Raw genomic sequence first — 17,173 nt, forward strand, 5'->3', positions numbered from 1 at the left:
GAACCCACGGAAAATAGATGCAGACACCTACCTTATTCGCGCTGTTGCTGCTGCTGGTCCTGATCGCCTACGGCACCGGGTTCAGCCGCGCGGTGGCCGCCGCCCGCGGCCGCGGAGGCATGCGCAAGCTGGCCGCCCTGCCGAGTTATTACGGCACTCACACCGCGCTCTGGTGCGGGCTCCCCGCGCTGCTGTTGCTGGCGGTGTGGCTGACGTTCGATGAGCCGATCATCCGCGCGCTGGTGATGAACGGTATCGCCGACAAGCCGGACAGCGTCTCTGGCCGCGAGCTGCTGTACGCGCAGATACAGAACCAGGCCGCCGGCAGCCTGTTCGGCGAACCCAGCGCGCAGGTCAAGGCGGCGGCGGAACGGCTGCTGCACCTGCGCAGCGGCGCGCGCTGGCTGCAGACCGCGCTGGTGCTGATCCTGTCACTGGGGCTCGGTGCCTTTACGCTGCTGCGGTTTTCGCCGCAGCTGCGCGTGCGGGAAAAAGTGGAAAAAGTCTTCCGGGTGATTCTGATCGGCTGTGCCTCCGCCGCCATCCTCACCACCGTCGGCATCCTGCTGTCGGTGCTGTTTGAATCCCTGCGCTTTTTCCACACGGTGCCGGTAACGGAATTCCTGTTCGGCCTGCAGTGGAGCCCGCAGATGGCCCTGCGCGCGGATCAGGTGGGTTCCAGCGGCGCCTTCGGTGCGGTGCCGCTGTTTACCGGCACCCTGATGGTTTCCGCCATCGCCATGTTTGTGGCGGTGCCCGTCGGCCTGATGGCCGCCATTTATCTGGCCGAGTACGCCAGCAGGCGGGTGCGCGCCGTGGCCAAGCCGGTGCTGGAGGTGCTGGCCGGTGTGCCGACGGTGGTTTACGGTTTCTTCGCCGCCCTCACGGTGGCGCCTTTGGTGCGCGAGGCGGCGGCGGCCGTGGGCCTGCAGGCCTCCAGCGAGAGCGCCCTGGCCGCCGGCCTGGTGATGGGGGTAATGATTATTCCTTTTATCTCCTCCCTGTCCGATGACGTGATCAACGCGGTGCCCCAGTCCATGCGCGACGGCGCCCTGGGTCTCGGCTCCACCCACTCGGAGACGGTGCGCAAGGTGGTGATTCCGGCGGCGCTGCCGGGCATCGTCGGCGGCGTGCTGCTGGCGGTCTCCCGCGCGATCGGCGAGACCATGATCGTGGTGATGGCGGCCGGTCTGGCGGCAAACCTGACCGCGAACCCGTTGGAGTCCGTCACCACCGTCACGGTGCAGATTGTGACCCTGCTGGTGGGCGACCAGGAATTCGACAGCCCCAAAACCCTGGCCGCCTTCGCCCTGGGCCTGATGCTGTTCCTGACCACCCTGGTTCTGAACTTTATCGCCCTGCATGTTGTGAAAAAATATCGGGAACAGTATGAGTGATCTGACACAGGCACAGGTGCGCGAGCGGATTGCCCGGCGCCTCGCCAGCCGCCACCGCAAGGAAAAACTTTTTCGCGGTCTCGGTATCGCCAGTATCGCCTTCGGGGTGATGGCGGTGCTGCTGCTCTTTAGCGACATTATCAGCAAGGGCAGCGGCGCCTTCGTGCAGACCGACGTGCAGCTGCAAGTGACCTACGACCCGGCGCTGCTCGGCATCGACGAAGTGAACGCGGAGACCCTTATCTGGGCCAACTTCACCGCGGTGATCCGCGAGGCCCTGCGCGCGCGTTTTCCGGAAGTGAGCGGGCGCAGTGAAAAGCGCGAGCTCTACTCACTGGTTTCCAGCGGGGCACCGTTCACCCTGCGGGAGCGGCTGCAGGCCAACCCGCAGCTGCTCGGCAAGACTGAAAAGGTCTGGTTCGCCGCCGACGACGATGTGGATACTTTTGTCAAAAGCCTCGATGACTCCGCCGAGGGTTTCCGCGGCCGCACCTCCGAGCAGATGGCGGCCTGGGTGCAGTCGTTGCGGGCAAGCGGCGAGTTGAAAAAGCGTTTCAACACTACTTTCTTCACCAATGGCGACTCCCGCGAGCCGGAACAGGCGGGCATCCGCGCGGCACTGGTGGGCTCGCTGCTGACCCTGATGGTGACCCTGGCGCTGTCGTTCCCCATCGGCGTGGCCGCGGCCATTTACCTCGAGGAGTATGCGCCGAAAAACCGCTGGACGGATCTGATCGAGGTGAACATCAACAACCTCGCCGCGGTGCCGTCCATTGTGTTCGGTCTGCTGGGGCTGGCGATTTTCATCAACTTCTTTGAGTTGCCGCGCTCGGCGCCGCTGGTGGGCGGACTGGTGCTGACCCTGATGACACTGCCCACCATCATTATTTCCAGCCGCGCCGCGCTGAAGTCGGTGCCGCCCTCCATCCGCGAAGCGGCCATGGGCATGGGCGCCTCGCGCATGCAGGTGGTGTTGCACCACGTGCTGCCGCTGGCGATGCCGGGCATGCTCACCGGCGCCATCATCGGCATGGCGCAGGCCCTGGGGGAAACCGCACCGCTGCTGATGATCGGTATGGTGGCCTTTATTGTCGATGTGCCGAGCGGCATCACCGACCCGGCCACGGTACTGCCGGTGCAGATTTTCCTGTGGGCGGACAGCCCCGAGCGCGCTTTTGTCGAGCGCACCTCCGCCGCGATCATGGTGCTGTTGAGCTTCCTGATCGTGATGAATACCAGCGCAGTGCTGCTGCGCAAAAAACTCGAGCGCCGCTGGTAGCGGCTGATAGACTGGGACCGATTCAATGAACACCATGACCCTGGACGCCCCCGGCTACAGCGAGCCGGCCAGCCCCCAAACTCTGGAAAAAGAAACTGTGGATACCCGGACCAAGGTGCGCGAAACCGTTGGTACACCCTTCTGCGACAACGCCAAGCTGAAGATGCGCAACGTCAATGTCTTCTACAACGAGACGCAGGCCATTCACAACGTGAGCCTGGATATCGGCCGCAATGAAGTGGTGGCCATGATCGGGCCGTCAGGCTGCGGCAAGTCCACCTTCCTGCGCTGTCTGAACCGCATGAACGACACCATCGAGGGCTGTCGGGTCGAGGGCGACCTGACCCTCGACGACGAGCCGATTTACGGTCCCAAAGTGGATGTGGTGCCCCTGCGCGCGCGGGTTGGCATGGTTTTCCAGAAGCCCAACCCCTTCCCCAAGACCATTTATGAAAACGTCGCCTACGGGCCGAAGATTCACGGCATCGGCAGTCGCCGCGCCGAGCTGGACGAGATCGTCGAAAACAGCCTGCGCCGCGCCGGCCTTTGGAACGAAGTGAAGGACCGCCTCGACAAGCCCGGCACCGGCCTCTCCGGCGGCCAGCAGCAGCGCCTGTGTATCGCCCGCGCCATCGCTGTGAGCCCGGAAGTGATCCTGATGGACGAGCCCTGTTCCGCCCTCGACCCCATCGCCACCGCGCGCATCGAGGAGCTGATCGACGAATTGCGCAAGAACTACACCATCGCCATCGTCACCCACTCCATGCAGCAGGCCGCCCGTGTCAGCCAGCGCACCGCCTACTTCCATCTGGGCCACCTGGTGGAAGTGAACGATACCGAAACCGTGTTCACCAACCCCGAGCACGAGCTGACCGAGGCCTACATCACCGGCCGCTTCGGCTGATCCGTTGAACCAGTATTGCGCGAACAGAAGCGAACGAATTATGGACATGCATTTCGATCAACACATCTCCCGCCAGTTCAACGAGGATCTCGAAAGCCTCAAGACAGAGATGCTGGAAATGGGCGGCCTGGTCACCAGCCAGGTGGCCGACGCGGTGGAAGCCCTCGCCAATGCCGACAGCGAGCAGGCGGAAAAGGTACTGCGCATCGAGGAGGAAATCGACAAGCGGGAAATGGCCATCGATGAACACGCCACCCTGATTATTGCCAAGCGCCAGCCGGCCGCCTCCGACCTGCGCATGGTGATGTCGGTGATCCGCATCGCCCGCGACCTGGAGCGGGTCGGCGACGAGGCCAGCAAGGTGGCAAAAATGGCCATCGCCCTGACCGACGAGGGCACAGCGCCGCGCGGCTATACCGAGATCCGCCATATCGCCAACGCCGTGCGCAAAATGCTTAACGACGCCCTCGACGCCTACACCCGCTTCGATGTGCAGGCGGCCATGCGCACCCTGGCGGAGGATGAGCAGGTGGATATGGATTACCGCAGCGCGGTGCGGGAAATGGTCACCTACATGATGGAAGACCCGCGCAGCATCTCGCGGGTCATCAACGTACTCTGGACCCTGCGCGCACTGGAGCGCATCGGCGACCATGCCAAGAATATCTGCGAGCAGGTGGTGTATCTGGTCGAGGGGGCGGATATTCGCCACGGGCATGAGAGTAATTTGAAGAACACCTGATTGCTCGTTATCAGCAAAAAGAAAAAGGCCGCAATTGCGGCCTTTTTTGTCGGGGAATATTAGTAATGAAATATTTATTTGAAGTGCGGATCAGAGAGGGGCATACCGCTGAGGAATACGCTGATGCCTTGTGCTGATCTGGTCCGTGTATCAAGGCTGATGCCGCGGCATACGGGCGCGCACGGGACTGAGTTGCGGCGCAAGTTCAGCGAATCCGACAAGCTGCTGGCCATTGCCAGCTGGGACAGCAAGGCGACGCGGGATGGGATGGAGGGGGATCACGATGTGAAAATCGATGAGATTATTCGTAGCGCGGCGCCTTTGTGGAGGTGACCCCGATCGGTGAGTACGAAGAGACGGAGTGGCAGGACAAGCCCGGTTGATTGAGGGAAATCGAATAAAACTTCAATACTTGCCTTTTATATATCTATTGAATAGCAGCTCACAGACTCTTTAAGGGTGTGTAATCTGTTGCAATTGTTTGTTGATAATAAATGATTTAGCATTCGGTGACCCCAGGGGGGGGTAATGAAAAGGATTTGAATATAGGACATTCAATTAATGAAAGTAAAAGCTCTTTGCGCAGCTGTTGCCGCTGTTGCGTTAGCCGCACCATATAGCCATGCCTACGATAGTCTGAACGGATCAGGATTTTATATGTCCGGTTCCTATGGCTATGTAGACTCGGATCTGGACGATTTCCTGGGAGTAAATATGTCATCCACAAAGGGTGCAGCAATTACTTTCGGGTATCGTGTCAATCAATATGTAGCTATCGAAAGTGGCTACACCGATTTTGGCTCTACCGAGGGGAGTGATTTTGCCTTCTGGTTAGGTAACGAAAACCCAGGACCAGCGCCTGACACAACGGAAGTTGTAGTAGATGCAGCTACCAGAAATGTTGAGGCGTCAACTTCCAGCTTCAAACTGGGTGTGGTATTGAGTACGGATATCTGGCAGACAATGTCCGCGGGCTTTAAGGTAGGCGTTCATAGTTGGGAGTCTGATCTTAGTGCTGAAGTTTATGAAAGTTTAGCTGATGTCGTGGTTGATGATGTCACTGGAGAAATTTTAAGCTGGGATACTGTCTGGGAAAACAGTTACTCAATATCCGAGACAATAGATGGCACTGATGCGTATTACGGAGTCACGGGAGGCTGGAGATTTAATAACTTACTGGTCTCTGTGGATTACACAAGATACGTAATGGATGAGGTGGAACCCACCATAGCCAGCATCAGCGTCGGCTATGATTTTTAACCGTATTTATTGAGAGAGAACCAGATACTTTAAATGGTTTTCTTGTGAACCGGGATGGGGCTACTCATCCCGGTTTTTTTTGGGCTGCGAAAACCTAACTTTGGGGGTTCAGCGCCTGCATCCGCGCCTGCGCCGCCGAGCCGATCTCGCCGCCCGCCTTGGCCGCGGTCTGGTAGTGGCTGTAGGCGTTGCGCACCTGTCCCTGTTTTTCGTACACCTGGCCCAGGTAGTAGTGGGCGTGGGGTGTTTCCAGATAGCGCAGTGAGCGGCTCAGGTCGCGCTCGGCATCCGTATAGCTTTTCAGTTTGGCGGCCACCAGCCCGCGCTTCAGCCAGTGGGAAAAGAGCCCCGGGTTTTTCTGCACGGCGCGGTCGTAGGCCGTATAGGCGGCCTTAAACTGTTCCTGCTGTGTGAGCAGGTCGCCCTCGAATTCAAAAAAGGCCGCTTCGCGGGGCTGCTGCCGTTGCGCGTTGCGCACCAGCTCCAGCGCCTGGGCGAACTGTTTGCTGGCGGCCGCCTGCTGCGCCTTGTCGAACTGGTCGTAGGCATCGGCGTCGCGCTTGAGCTGGGCGATGGCGCGCTGGTAGGCGGCGCGGTTGCTGGCGCCCTGGGGCAGCTGCCGGGCGTATTCGCGGTTGGCATTGACCCGCGCCTGTGAGGGCGGGTGGCTGGCGAAGAGCGCATCCAGCGGGCCGGCCTGGCGCCCCTCGGAGAGCTTGACGAATTTCTCCTGCAGGCGCACGGCGCCGGCGGGGTCGTAGCCGGCGGCGGCCATGTATTTCATCCCGTATCTATCCGCCTGCAGTTCGTTGCCGCGGCCGTAACGGGCGATATAGGCAGAGCCGCTGAGCTGGCCGCCGAGGGCGATCAGGTCGGCGTAGGCGCTGTCCTGGGTGGTGGCCCCCAGCACCGCGAGGCCGGCCCCCAGCACCTGCTGCTGTGACATGGCGGCGGCGGAGTGGCGCGCGGCCGCGTGGACGATTTCATGGGCCAGCACCGCGGCCAGTTCGGATTCATCCTCGAGCAGGGTGAGCAGGCCGCGATTGACGGCGATCTTGCCGCCCGGCAGGGCCCAGGCGTTGGGGGTGGAGTTGTTCAGCACCACAAATTCATAGGGCAGCTGCGGCTGGTCGGAAACCCGCGCCAGTTTCTGCCCCACGCCGCGCACATACTCCTGCAGGGACGGGTCCAGTAGGTACTCGCCGCCCTGCTGCTGCTGGTTGATGGGGTACTGCTGCTCGCCCAGTGCCAGTTCCTGCCCCGGCGACATCAGCAGCAGCTGCTGTTCGCCGGTGACCGGGTTGACGGCGCAGCCGGCCAGAAGGGTCGCTGTGAGGACACAGCCGGTGATCAGGCGCGGAATCATGGTTGCCTCCCTGTATAATGCGGATATTTATCGCGATGCATTTTACACAGTCCCGGGAGAGAGGTTATGACGGCATTGCAGATCATTGAATTATTCGCCGGCACCAATGCGGATGGCGAGCCGGTGGTGGAGCGGCTGCAGGTGCGTATCAATGAAGACGACAGCTGCCAGCTGGTCCGTTCGCCGGCCTTTATCAAAGGCATTGCCAGCGGCGATACCATCAAGGTGAACAAGGACGATCAGCAGTTCGAGCTGCTGAAGCGTTCCGGCAACCTGGCAGTGCGCGTGTTCTGCCGCGGCGACAGCACCGCCCTCTCGGACCAGCTGACGCCGCAGCTTGAGAAGCTCGGTGGCGAGCTGGATATGGAGAGTCCGCGTCTGCTGGTGTACAGCATCCATGTGAGCTGTGGTTTCGAGACCATCGAACAGATCCTCAACAGTGTTTGCGACGGCGCCAACAGTGTCTGGTACTACGGCAATGTCTACGACCCCAACGATGGCCAGACGCCGCTGAACTGGTGGCAGGACATTCTCAAGCCGGAGTAATCCGCCGAGCGCAGGTTTCACCGCCCCACAACCCTCCCTTGCACAGGAAAGCCCAAAAGCCATGTTGATAGTGATCTCCCCGGCCAAGACCCTCGATTACGAGAGCGATATCCCGGCTCTGGAAACCACGCAGCCGGATTTCCTCGACGATTCCGCGGCGCTGATTGCAGAGCTGCGGGCGCTGAGCCCACAGGAAATTTCCGGGCTGATGAAAATTTCCGACAAGCTGGGGGTGCTGAACTACGACCGTTTCCAGGACTGGAAGCGACCGTTCAGCGACAAAAACGCGCGCCCGGCGCTGCTGGCGTTCAAGGGCGATGTGTATACCGGGCTTGAAGCCGAGACCATGGGCAAGCGCGATTTCGCCTACGCACAGAAGCACCTGCGCATGCTCTCCGGCCTCTACGGGCTGCTGCGGCCGCTGGACCTGATGCAGCCCTACCGGCTGGAGATGGGGACCCGGTTCGCCAATGCCCGCGGCAAGAACCTTTACGAGTTCTGGGGCGATACCCTGACCGAGGCGCTGAACGCGCAGTTGCACAGCCTGAAAAGCCGCGAGCTGGTGAACCTCGCTTCCAACGAATACTTCAAGGCGGTAAAACCCGGCAAGCTCGCCGCCGATATCGTCACCCCGCACTTCCGCGACCTGAAGAACGGCCAGTACAAAATGATCAGCTTCTTCGCCAAAAAGGCCCGCGGCATGATGAGCCGCTGGGCGATCGACAAGCGGGTCAAGAATGCAGAGCAGCTGAAAGCGTTTGACGGCGGCGGTTACGCCTTCAATGCCAGTTTGTCGCAGGGCAACGACTGGGTCTTTACCCGCGACGAGGCCCAGTGATCAGGCTTAATGAGCGCTGAGTAGCGGTGAACACTCGTCTGCCACAAGCCCCGGCCTGCGCGCGCAATCGTGAGCCCATTCTGGGCGAGCTGCGCAGACTTCTGGCCGGTCGCCGTCGGCTGCTGGAAATCGGCAGTGGTAGCGGCGAGCACGCGGTTTACTGCGCGGCGCATTTTCCCGAGCTGCGCTGGCAGACTTCGGATCTGCCGGAGAAACTGGCGGGCATTCGCCAGTGGCTTGAGGCCTGCCCGTCCGCCAACCTGCCCCCGCCGCTGGCGCTGGATATCGAGGATTGCTGGCCGCCGCTGTCGGTGGACACTATTTTTACTGCCAATACCCTGCATATTGTTTCGGCAGCGGCCGTGGAAAGCCTGTTCCGGAAGTTGCCGCAGGTACTGGCGCCCGCAGGCCAGCTGATCGCCTACGGGCCGTTTAGTGAGGACGGGGACTTCGGTGCGCAGAGCAATCTGGACTTCGATGCCTGGCTGCGTGCGCGGGACCCGCTGAGCGGCATCCGCGACCTGTGCTGGCTGGATGCTCTCGCCGCAGGCGCTGGCATGACCCGTAGCGAAACCATCGCCATGCCCGCCAACAACCGCCTGCTGGTGTGGCGGAGCACCTTGCAGGGGTGCGGGAGTCGCGGATTGCTCAATGAAGAAAACCGCTAAGAATTCAGCATAAAGCCACAGTAACAAGCCACAGTAACAGACAGAAACGGAGGGGAGCCCTGATGCCCGAGTGGTTAGAGATTGGCGTGAGCGTCGCGTTCGCTATTGCGGCGGTGTTCTTTTTTGGCAAGTATCGCGAGAAGGCGGCCGCGCTGCATGAGAGCGAGCGCATGAAGGCGCGCCTTTCCAACGACCTCAACCGCTATCGCGACGTCAAGCGCCTGCGCGCCCTGCGGGATGCGCTGCTCAGCGATGACATTCTGCCGGTGGATGACGAGGGCCGCGAGCACCTGCTGCTGCGCGATGGCGATATGCGCCTGCACCACCTGGTGCTGCGTCGCCAGTGCAACGCCATCGGCGAGGGGGAGAGCCCCACCTACCTGAAAGATGGCCAGGAGCTGCCGGTAACAGAGCTGCAATAGCCAGGGATTTTTACTCCAGGCTGAGGCGGGCGGCGGCGCGGGCTCTCGTGCCCATGCCCCCAGCGCCCAGCCGTCAGTTCTCTGCGGCGGAGGTGAGTTTGTGCGGCGGGAAGTGCAGCGCAAAGGTGCTGCCGCGGCCGGGCCGGCTGTCCACGCTCAATTCGCCACTGTGGCGCAGCAGCACATGCTTGACGATGGCGAGGCCGAGGCCGGTGCCGCCGCTCTCCCGCGAGCGCCCTGCATCCACCCGATAGAAGCGCTCCGTCAGGCGCGGGATATGAATGGGGTCGATGCCGATGCCGCTGTCGCGCACGGAGAAGTGGCCCCCGCGACTGTCCAGTGTCCAGCTGAGGGTGATGTCCCCACCGTTGGGGCTGTATTTCACGGCGTTCAGGGCCAGATTGGCGAAGGCGCTGTGCAGCTCGTTCGCATCGCCGGTCAGCAGCGCGTCGTCGCTGCACGCCACGGTGATATTGTGGCGTCCGCCGCTTAAGCCTCGCGCCTCGCGGGCGACTCTTTCCATCAATTCACCTACCGCCACCCGCTCGCGGCCGCTGTCGCGCTCGGAAGTCTCCAGCCGCGCCAGCAGCAGCAGGTCGTTGACCAGTGAGGTCATGCGGCCGGTCTGCTCGAGCATCTGTTGCAGCGGCCGCTGCCAGGGTTTGGGGGCCTGCCCGCTGCTCTCCAGGGTTTCCAGGTAGCCGGCGATCACGGTCAGCGGCGTGCGCAATTCGTGGGAAACATTGGCGACGAAATCCCGGCGCATCTGCTCCAGGTTGTGCAGGCGGGTGATGTCGCGCACGATCAGCAGGGCCTCGTCCTTGCCGTAGCGGGTGATCTCCAGTTGCAGTTTGCGCGCGTCGTTGCCCGGTGCCGGCAGTGTCAGCGGGCCCTGCATGTTTTCATCGTGGAGGTAGCGCACGAAACCCGGATCGCGCAGAAAGTTGATCAGCGGTTGCCCGGCGTCTTCCGCGCGCAGCTGCAGCAGCTGCCCCGCGGCCGGGTTCCACCAGGCCAGGTTGCCGCCTTCTTCCAGTGCGACGATGCCCTCGCGCAGCGCGCTGGTGCTGTCCTGCACACGGCGCAGGGTGGCGTGGAGTTTCTGCTTCTCGCGCCGGTGGCGGCGTTGCAGGCGGTAGAAGTCATCGCTGATTTCGCCCCAGATACCGAAGCTGGTGGGCGCCGGGCCCTGGCGGCCATTGCTGAGCCAGCGATCGAAGCGGGTCTGCAGCAGCAGAACCCAGCCGAGATAAATGGCCAGGGCCAGCGTGAGGCCCAGCAGCCATTGGCCGGTGGCAAAACCGAACACGGCAAAACCGAGGGATATGACGAGAAACCGGGAAAATTCGCCGATACTGCGTTCCAGCATGGTGGTTTTCGGTCTCCATATGCGGGCAGGCGGGCTGCGAATCATGCCCGGGGGAACAATCACTCACTGCTTGGCAGTGGGCGCTGGCGGTGATTCAGTGCATGGCGGGCAAGTTTGTCACACTTTTTCCGAGGTTTGCACAGAAAAGCGGTAGCCGGTGCCGCGCACCGTCTGGATATAGCGGTCGTGACCGTCCACGGCGAGCGCCTTGCGCAGCCGGCGTATGTGCACATCCACCGTGCGCTCATCCACATAGACATTGCTGCCCCAGACGTGGTCGAGGAGCTGCGAGCGGGTATAGGCCCGCTCCTGGTGCGAGAGGAAAAAGGTCAGCAGGCGAAATTCCGTGGGGCCCATCTCAACCGGCTGTCCGCTGATTGCCACCCGGTGGCTGATCGGGTCCAGCACCAGCTGGCCGGCGCTGAGTGGCTCCTCGGGTACCGCGGGGCCGGCGCGGCGCAGAACCGCTTTCAGGCGCGCGACCAGTTCGCGGGGGGAGAAGGGCTTGGTGATGTAGTCGTCGGCGCCGGTTTCGAGGCCCTTGATCTTGTGGTCCTCTTCACCTTTGGCGGTGAGCATGATGATCGGCAGCGTGGCGGTGAGTTCGTCGCGCTTGAGGCGCCGGGCCAGCTCGACCCCGGACACATCCGGCAGCATCCAGTCGAGCAGGATGAGATCCGGCTTTTCATCGACGATCAGGGCGTGGGCTTCCCGCGCGTTCTCCGCCTCGAGACAGCGGTAATCCGCCATTTCCAGCGCCACCCGCAACATGTCGCGCACGGCGGATTCATCGTCGACGATCAGAATGGTAGTGCTCTGCATCTGCCTGTTATGCCCCTCATGGATTGCGGCCAGTTAACGGCATTTTCATTACAAATATATGACGGTCAGGGGGTTATCCACAAAGCGTGGGCCAAGGCCCTGACTCCGGTGCCGGCGCGGGGTCAGGGGCAACAGCGGTGAGAGCGTGCAGAAGCGGCTTTTTTGGGTTGCGTTATTTAGCCGCGTCAAAGAGATAGTGCAGCGCGATGCCGGCGAAAACGGCGGCGCCCACCCAGTTGTTGTTGAGGAAGGCGCGGAAGCAGGCGTCCCGCTCGCGATCGCGGATCAGCCACTGCTGGTAGGCGAACAGGCCCGCGGCGACCGCGAGGCCGAGGAAATAGAAGGCGCCCAGCTCGAAGCGCTGGCCGGTCAGCAGCAGCGCGAACAGCGCCATCACCTGCAGGGAGCCGGTCATGGCCCTGTCCATGTCGCCAAACAGCACCGCCGTGGATTTGACGCCGATCTTGAGGTCGTCATCCCGGTCCACCATGGCATAGAAGGTGTCGTAGGCCACGGTCCACAGCAGGTTGGCGGTATACAGCAGCCACGCCAGCGCCGGTACCTCGCCGGTGACGGCGGCGAAGGCCATGGGAATCCCCATGCTGAACGCGGCCCCCAGCACTACCTGCGGCAGGTGGGTATAGCGCTTGGCGAAGGGATAGCAGAAAGCCAGCGCCACCGCCGGCAGGGACAGCAGAATCGTGAGGCGGTTGGTGGTCAGCACCAGCAGGAAGGCCAGCAGGCACAGGCCGCCGAACAGCAGCAGCGCGCCTTTGGCGGTGGCCTGGCCGGTGGCCAGCGGCCGCGCCGCGGTGCGCTTGACCTGGCCGTCGATATTGCGGTCGGCGAAATCGTTGATCGCGCAGCCGGCGGCGCGCATCAGCAGTACGCCGAGGGTGAAAACCGCAAACAGGTGCAGGCCCGGCCAGCCACCGGCCGCCAGCCACAAGGCCCACCAGGTGGGCCAGAGCAGCAACAGCGAGCCGATCGGGCGGTCGAGGCGGGCCAGATGCCAGTAGGGCAGCGCCGCCGGCCAGCGACGGGCAAGGGCTTGGCTGATCACGTGTTGTTCTCCCGGGTTGTCAGTTCCTGCGGGCGCGGCAGGGGGGCGTCGCTGGCGGTAAAGGCGGACAGAAAGGTCTCCGCCACCAGCAGGGGTTTGTCGCACAGCCAGAAAATCGAGCGGCGGCCCCAGGCGCTTGCAGATTCGTTGTGCAGCAGCGCCAGATCACAGCGGGGGTTGCGGTGTAGACGGTTCAGGGTAATGGCACCGCGGCGAATGCCCGCTTCGCTGAACAGCAGCTCCCCCAAAGGCCGGCTGTCGAGGTTGCGCAGGTAGCGCAACTTTCCCTGCAGGCTGCGCATTGGCAGCACGCTGCGGGCATAGACCCAGGGGCGGCCACGGCCAAGCAGCAGCACCTCGCGGATCAGCGCCCGCTGCCGGTCCCGCAGTCCCAGAATGCGGCGCTCCTCCAGGCTGGGTTGCCGCCAGCTCTGCTGCAGAACCCGCACGGCGAAGTCGCCGCGGCTCAGCTGCTTCAGTGCCGCAGTCAGCGAGCCGGGGTGCAGCAGCCAGGGCAGCAGGTCGGCGGGTGGCGACGCATGCAGGGAGGCCAGCGGCTGGCCCTGCCACTTCGCAGCCGGCAGAAATGGAGAGTGATACAACGGAAACCCCGCAAAAGGATCTAAGGCGACGGCCGCCATTGTAACGGCTGGCGGCGGCGAGGTCAGGCATCGACAGGTGTGCTCAGGTGACGGGATTGTGCCCGGCTGTACTCGGCGGTGGCCGCTCAACTATGATGCCCACAGCAAAAAGACAATAACGGAAGTGTGTGGAGAATTAATTCCTATGGGTCTAACCACTAAAATTGTGCTGGCGATGCTGCTGGGCATTGTCGTCGGAGTGCTGTTCAACTTCTTCGAAACCAGCCAGGTACTCGGCGCTGGGATTACCGGTTTTATCAATAATTATCTGACCGAGGGCCTGTTCGATATCATCGGCCGGATTTTTATTGCCTCGCTGAAACTGATGGTGGTGCCGCTGGTGCTGGTGTCGCTGATCTGCGGCGCCTGCGCGCTGTCCGAGGGCAGCCGCGTTGGCGTGCTGGCGGGCAAGACCCTGGCCCTGTACCTGCTGACCACCGCCGCGGCAATCAGCCTGGCTCTGATGCTGGCGCTGGTCTTCCAGCCCGGCGTTGGCATGGAGGGGGTGCAGGCGGCAGTGGCTTTCGAACCCAAGCCGTCGCCGTCGCTGTCGCAGGTGTTGGTGGATATTTTCCCCTCCAACCCGGTGGATGCCATGGCCAAGGGCAACATGCTGCAGATCATCGTGTTTGCCCTGCTGATGGGCTATGCCATTGCCCGCTGCGGGGAGCCGGGGCGGCGCATGGCGTCGTTTTTTAACGATCTCAATGAGGTGATCATGCGCATGGTGGGGGTGCTGATGGTGTTTGCCCCCTACGGTGTATTCGCGCTGCTGGCCACCAAGATTTCCCAGCTCGGTACCGAGGCCATTTTCCAGCTGGGCAAATATTTCCTGGTGGTGCTGCTGGCCCTGGCGTTGCACGGACTAGGGGTCTACTCCCTGCTGCTGAAGCTGTTTTCCGGTCTCAGCCCGCTGGAGCTGCTGAAAAAAATGCGTCCGGCGATGGTGTTTGCATTCAGTACCTCCTCCTCCGCCGCCACTATTCCGGTGACCCTGTCCACCGTGGAGAAGCGCCTGGGTGTCGATAACAAGGTGGCGGCCTTTACCGTGCCGCTTGGCGCCACTGTCAATATGGATGGCACCGCCATCATGCAGGGCGTGGCCACCGCCTTTATCGCCCAGATGTACGGCATCGATATCGGGCTGAGCGGTTACCTGACCGTTATTCTGACAGCCACCCTGGCCTCCATCGGCACCGCCGGCGTGCCGGGAGTGGGCCTCATCATGCTGGCCATGGTGCTGCAGCAGGTGGGTCTGCCGCTGGAGGGCATCGCCATTGTGATGGGTGTCGATCGCCTGCTGGATATGGTGCGCACCGTGGTCAATATCACCGGTGATTCGGTGGTGACCACCATTGTGGCGAAGAGCGAGGGGTATTTTTCCAAAGAGGTCTATTACGACGGCAACTACGACAGTGTCGCCAGCAGCGCCGATGGCAACAATAGCGCAGCTGAGAGGACCTCGGGCTAACCGGGGCCAGCCGGCGCTTTTCAGGTGGACTCCGGCCAATACGCAATGGCCGGTTCCATCAATCAAAGGCGCATGGCAGAAGTGAAAAAGGGTCGCGCTGGCGACCCTTTTTTGTTCCCGGTTATTGAGTCTTTGTTGATTCCATTTTTCCGGTCATTTTCGCTTTCGCCAACTATCGGTGCACGGGCAAGCCCGCCGGCACTGGCGGTTTTAGCGGGGCTATTTTCGGCTCAGCTGGCCAGCAGTTCCTGCAGCTCGTCGGCTTCAATATCATCGTCGATTGTGGACAGGACTTTGTCGGTCAGGGTCGATAGCAGGTTGAGGATGGCCTGGTCGGTGCTGTCTTCCAGCTGTTCGCCATTCTGCTGGGCGCGCACCTGGTAGGGTTCGCGCAGTTTCAGGCGGTCGATATCCAGGGAGTCCTCCCGCAGCGGCCGACCCTCGGTGTCGGCAACGCGGTAGTGAAAGCGGCCGGAAACCTCCATGTTGCCGCGTTCAACGTCGAAGTCACCATCGCGGCGCATACCAGAAAGTTGTTTGACGATGGTGAGGCGGAAATGCGTTTGCACGGACAGTTGGCCGCGCTGATCGGCCAGTGGTACTTCCTCGTCGAAGAAGAACTGCCGCAACCTGCGGTTGATCATCGTCTGCAGGTGTTGGCGGTAGCGCTCCACTTTCTCCTGTTTGAGGGCGGTGAGGCTGCCGCCCTCGCCCGCCTGTGCCAGCAGCAGTGACAGGTTGGCGCTGTTGACCGGCATCGGGATTTCGAGGGTGACGTTGGCGGGTGGCAATGAAACGCTTGGCAGGGGCTCATCCTTGCCGATACCGAAAAAGCCCTGCGCCTGAGTGGAAGGAACCATCGAGACGAACAGCAAGCTGGCGATTGCCAGCCCGCCGAAAGTAAATCTGAACACTTAATTACCTCTGGATTGCGACGATTATTATCTAAACGGTGAAACTTCGAGTGGAAGCGGCGGCTAGGCTGCCACCACCAATGTGGCGAAGCAAAATAATCAATGACCATGTGGTCGAATGATGGAGCGCCGTCGCTACAGATCATTCATCGGAAAAGATCGCTGTGAAAAGCTGCCGGCGGAAATTCGCGCTGCTGTTTGGAGGCCGCTATCCAAAAGATCACTTTTTAAAGCGTCACTGTCTAAAAATCCACTCGCTAAAAACCTACCCTCAAAAAACTCATCCTCTAAAAAGTCACTCTCTGGAACATCTTTGCCGGAACAGGCCACAGTGAAAAAATCGCGCCGTGAAGCTCGCCCGCCGGCAGGTGCGCCGATGGAAAGTATCAGGGCGGAAAGTACCAAGGCGGAAAGTACCAGGATGGAGAGTACGGGGATGGAGAGTACGGGGATGGAGAGTACGGGGATGGAAAGTGTCGCGATGAAAAGTATCGGGATGAAAAGGTACCCGATTAGCGGATGACAGCTAATCGGGTTACAGATGGCCGCTTTGAAAACCGCCTGATCAACAGTGGCGAGGGTCAGCCGGCCGCGCTGAACTGGCGCAACGCATCCGCTTCCAGCTGGTCTTCGATACGGTCCAGCAGCCGCTCGGCCATTTTCTCCAGGGACTCTTCGATGGCCTCATCGGTGCTGTCTTCCACCTCGCCGCTGCGCAGATCGGTGCGCACCTTATAGCGCGGTTGCAGGCGCAACTCGCCGAGATCAATGCGCTCCTCGCGCAGGCTCTTGCCGTCCGCGGAGGAAAGCCGATAGAGGAATCCGCCACCGATCAGCAAGGTGCCACGCTCGGTCTCGTAGCGGTCCGAGCTTTTCAGCTCGGTTAACTGTTTGCTGATGCCGGCATCGAACTGGGTGTGCAGGGTCAGTTGGCCGCCCTGCTCCACCAGCGGTACTTCCTCGTCCCGCAGGTATTGGCGCAGGCGCTCCTGCATGGCCTGTCGCAGGTGGTTGCTGAACCGCTCAGCGGCTTCCTGTTTCATCTCGCTGAGTCCGCCGCTGCTGGCCTGGGCCAGAAGCGCGGCAAAGTCATTGCCGGTGGTTGGGGTGGGGACATCGAGGCGGATATCCGTGCTGGCCAGTGTGACGCTGGGGGGAGGCTGGTCGTCGCCGAACAGTCCCTGCTGGGCGGTGAGGGGTTGGCTGGTCAGGAACAGCGCCGCGGCTGTGATCATGCAGCGCACGGGACCGAACCCCGCGCGCTTACTCAGTGAGTCTTCCATGGTGGTCTCCGTTCACTCTCTTTTGTCTGCGGCTGGGGCCGCTTATTTTTATGGTTGTTTTTATTTGCCACCTTTTTGCGGTGGCTTCTTTTTATATAGCCAATTTTTTATAGGGTTGCTTAGTTTTTAAGATTTTTTACTAAAAAACTTTTTTACCTAGGTATTTTTTATTCGTGATTTTGTTGTGG

The 17,173-nt window shown here is 61.5% G+C and carries 19 protein-coding genes; 11 read left to right on the plus strand and 8 right to left on the minus strand.

Features of this window, described 5'->3' with window-relative positions:
• The first annotated feature begins 17 nt into the window (after positions 1-17).
• The 6 genes from pstC to ABEA58_RS06170 all read left to right on the plus strand — a co-directional run bounded on the left by pstC (position 18) and on the right by ABEA58_RS06170 (position 5,582).
• Positions 18-1,397, plus strand: a complete 1,380-nt coding sequence (gene pstC, locus ABEA58_RS06145; protein ID WP_345549800.1) for a phosphate ABC transporter permease subunit PstC — start codon at positions 18-20, stop codon at positions 1,395-1,397.
• Positions 1,390-2,676 carry a phosphate ABC transporter permease PstA gene (pstA, locus tag ABEA58_RS06150; protein ID WP_345549802.1) on the plus strand — a complete coding sequence of 429 codons (1,287 nt, stop codon included), beginning with the start codon at positions 1,390-1,392 and terminating at the stop codon, positions 2,674-2,676. The genes pstC and pstA overlap by 8 nt, the downstream gene beginning before the upstream one ends.
• A 163-nt stretch (positions 2,677-2,839) precedes the next feature.
• On the plus strand, positions 2,840-3,580 hold the full coding sequence (gene pstB / locus ABEA58_RS06155; RefSeq protein ID WP_345549860.1) for a phosphate ABC transporter ATP-binding protein PstB: 741 nt from the start codon (positions 2,840-2,842) through the stop codon (positions 3,578-3,580).
• Between the two features lie 40 nt (positions 3,581-3,620).
• Entirely contained in the window at positions 3,621-4,322 is a 702-nt protein-coding gene (gene phoU / locus ABEA58_RS06160) for a phosphate signaling complex protein PhoU (protein ID WP_345549803.1), read from the plus strand.
• A 159-nt stretch (positions 4,323-4,481) separates the two neighbouring features.
• Positions 4,482-4,655, plus strand: a complete 174-nt coding sequence (locus ABEA58_RS06165) for a hypothetical protein (RefSeq protein ID WP_345549804.1) — start codon at positions 4,482-4,484, stop codon at positions 4,653-4,655.
• Between the two features lie 228 nt (positions 4,656-4,883).
• Complete coding sequence (locus ABEA58_RS06170; RefSeq protein WP_345549805.1) at positions 4,884-5,582, plus strand: outer membrane beta-barrel protein; 699 nt, start codon at positions 4,884-4,886, stop codon at positions 5,580-5,582.
• Positions 5,583-5,676: 94 nt separating this feature from the next.
• Here ABEA58_RS06170 and ABEA58_RS06175 read toward each other — a convergent pair whose 3' ends face one another.
• Positions 5,677-6,948, minus strand: a complete 1,272-nt coding sequence (locus tag ABEA58_RS06175) for a M48 family metalloprotease (protein WP_345549807.1) — start codon at positions 6,946-6,948, stop codon at positions 5,677-5,679.
• A 66-nt stretch (positions 6,949-7,014) separates the two neighbouring features.
• On the opposite strand from ABEA58_RS06175, the gene ABEA58_RS06180 reads away from it, so the two are divergent.
• From ABEA58_RS06180 to ABEA58_RS06195, 4 genes are all read left to right on the plus strand, one after another.
• Positions 7,015-7,494 (plus strand): DUF4265 domain-containing protein, encoded by a 480-nt coding sequence (locus ABEA58_RS06180; protein WP_345549809.1) that lies wholly within the window; start codon positions 7,015-7,017, stop codon positions 7,492-7,494.
• Positions 7,495-7,555: 61 nt separating this feature from the next.
• The gene (gene yaaA / locus ABEA58_RS06185) at positions 7,556-8,332 is read left to right on the plus strand and encodes a peroxide stress protein YaaA (protein WP_345549811.1); all 777 of its coding nucleotides are present in this window, start codon (positions 7,556-7,558) and stop codon (positions 8,330-8,332) included.
• Positions 8,333-8,358: 26 nt separating this feature from the next.
• Positions 8,359-9,000, plus strand: coding sequence for a DUF938 domain-containing protein (locus ABEA58_RS06190; RefSeq protein ID WP_345549813.1), 642 nt, complete (start codon positions 8,359-8,361; stop codon positions 8,998-9,000).
• A gap of 62 nt (positions 9,001-9,062) precedes the next feature.
• Positions 9,063-9,422 carry a hypothetical protein gene (locus ABEA58_RS06195; RefSeq protein WP_345549815.1) on the plus strand — a complete coding sequence of 120 codons (360 nt, stop codon included), beginning with the start codon at positions 9,063-9,065 and terminating at the stop codon, positions 9,420-9,422.
• A gap of 73 nt (positions 9,423-9,495) precedes the next feature.
• Here the strand turns inward: ABEA58_RS06195 and phoR are convergent, their stop codons facing one another.
• From phoR to ABEA58_RS06215, 4 genes are all read right to left on the minus strand, one after another.
• Complete coding sequence (gene phoR / locus ABEA58_RS06200; RefSeq protein WP_345549817.1) at positions 9,496-10,791, minus strand: phosphate regulon sensor histidine kinase PhoR; 1,296 nt, start codon at positions 10,789-10,791, stop codon at positions 9,496-9,498.
• Positions 10,792-10,908: 117 nt separating this feature from the next.
• Positions 10,909-11,613 carry a phosphate regulon transcriptional regulator PhoB gene (gene phoB, locus ABEA58_RS06205; protein WP_345549818.1) on the minus strand — a complete coding sequence of 235 codons (705 nt, stop codon included), beginning with the start codon at positions 11,611-11,613 and terminating at the stop codon, positions 10,909-10,911.
• 172 nt (positions 11,614-11,785) lie between these two features.
• Positions 11,786-12,676, minus strand: coding sequence for a 4-hydroxybenzoate octaprenyltransferase (gene ubiA / locus ABEA58_RS06210; RefSeq protein WP_345549820.1), 891 nt, complete (start codon positions 12,674-12,676; stop codon positions 11,786-11,788).
• Complete coding sequence (locus ABEA58_RS06215; protein ID WP_345549822.1) at positions 12,673-13,278, minus strand: chorismate--pyruvate lyase family protein; 606 nt, start codon at positions 13,276-13,278, stop codon at positions 12,673-12,675. The genes ubiA and ABEA58_RS06215 overlap by 4 nt, the downstream gene beginning before the upstream one ends.
• A 184-nt stretch (positions 13,279-13,462) precedes the next feature.
• Between ABEA58_RS06215 and ABEA58_RS06220 the strand changes: the two genes are divergently transcribed.
• Positions 13,463-14,788 (plus strand): dicarboxylate/amino acid:cation symporter, encoded by a 1,326-nt coding sequence (locus ABEA58_RS06220; protein WP_345549824.1) that lies wholly within the window; start codon positions 13,463-13,465, stop codon positions 14,786-14,788.
• Between the two features lie 230 nt (positions 14,789-15,018).
• On the opposite strand, the gene ABEA58_RS06225 is transcribed toward ABEA58_RS06220, so the two are convergent.
• From ABEA58_RS06225 to ABEA58_RS06235, 3 genes are all read right to left on the minus strand, one after another.
• Entirely contained in the window at positions 15,019-15,702 is a 684-nt protein-coding gene (locus ABEA58_RS06225; RefSeq protein WP_345549826.1) for a hypothetical protein, read from the minus strand.
• Positions 15,703-15,837: 135 nt separating this feature from the next.
• Positions 15,838-16,107 (minus strand): hypothetical protein, encoded by a 270-nt coding sequence (locus ABEA58_RS06230; protein WP_345549828.1) that lies wholly within the window; start codon positions 16,105-16,107, stop codon positions 15,838-15,840.
• 176 nt (positions 16,108-16,283) lie between these two features.
• Positions 16,284-16,985 carry a hypothetical protein gene (locus ABEA58_RS06235; RefSeq protein ID WP_345549830.1) on the minus strand — a complete coding sequence of 234 codons (702 nt, stop codon included), beginning with the start codon at positions 16,983-16,985 and terminating at the stop codon, positions 16,284-16,286.
• Between the last annotated feature and the right edge of the window lie 188 nt (positions 16,986-17,173).

The organism is Microbulbifer aestuariivivens (genome assembly GCF_039545115.1).
Classification (GTDB): Bacteria; Pseudomonadota; Gammaproteobacteria; order Pseudomonadales; family Cellvibrionaceae; genus Microbulbifer; species Microbulbifer aestuariivivens.

Bases quoted from the DNA above. Each gene is read 5' to 3' on its own strand.
- pstA (WP_345549802.1), top strand. From the start codon at position 1,390: ATGAGTGATCTGACACAGGCACAGGTGCGCGAGCGGATTGCCCGGCGC.
- phoR (WP_345549817.1), bottom strand. From the start codon at position 10,791: ATGCTGGAACGCAGTATCGGCGAATTTTCCCGGTTTCTCGTCATATCC.
- ABEA58_RS06175 (WP_345549807.1), bottom strand. From the start codon at position 6,948: ATGATTCCGCGCCTGATCACCGGCTGTGTCCTCACAGCGACCCTTCTG.
- phoB (WP_345549818.1), bottom strand. From the start codon at position 11,613: ATGCAGAGCACTACCATTCTGATCGTCGACGATGAATCCGCCGTGCGC.
- ABEA58_RS06220 (WP_345549824.1), top strand. From the start codon at position 13,463: ATGGGTCTAACCACTAAAATTGTGCTGGCGATGCTGCTGGGCATTGTC.
- phoU (WP_345549803.1), top strand. From the start codon at position 3,621: ATGGACATGCATTTCGATCAACACATCTCCCGCCAGTTCAACGAGGAT.
- ABEA58_RS06170 (WP_345549805.1), top strand. From the start codon at position 4,884: ATGAAAGTAAAAGCTCTTTGCGCAGCTGTTGCCGCTGTTGCGTTAGCC.
- pstB (WP_345549860.1), top strand. From the start codon at position 2,840: ATGCGCAACGTCAATGTCTTCTACAACGAGACGCAGGCCATTCACAAC.
- ABEA58_RS06180 (WP_345549809.1), top strand. From the start codon at position 7,015: ATGACGGCATTGCAGATCATTGAATTATTCGCCGGCACCAATGCGGAT.
- yaaA (WP_345549811.1), top strand. From the start codon at position 7,556: ATGTTGATAGTGATCTCCCCGGCCAAGACCCTCGATTACGAGAGCGAT.
- ABEA58_RS06165 (WP_345549804.1), top strand. From the start codon at position 4,482: ATGCCGCGGCATACGGGCGCGCACGGGACTGAGTTGCGGCGCAAGTTC.
- ABEA58_RS06235 (WP_345549830.1), bottom strand. From the start codon at position 16,985: ATGGAAGACTCACTGAGTAAGCGCGCGGGGTTCGGTCCCGTGCGCTGC.
- ABEA58_RS06195 (WP_345549815.1), top strand. From the start codon at position 9,063: ATGCCCGAGTGGTTAGAGATTGGCGTGAGCGTCGCGTTCGCTATTGCG.
- pstC (WP_345549800.1), top strand. From the start codon at position 18: ATGCAGACACCTACCTTATTCGCGCTGTTGCTGCTGCTGGTCCTGATC.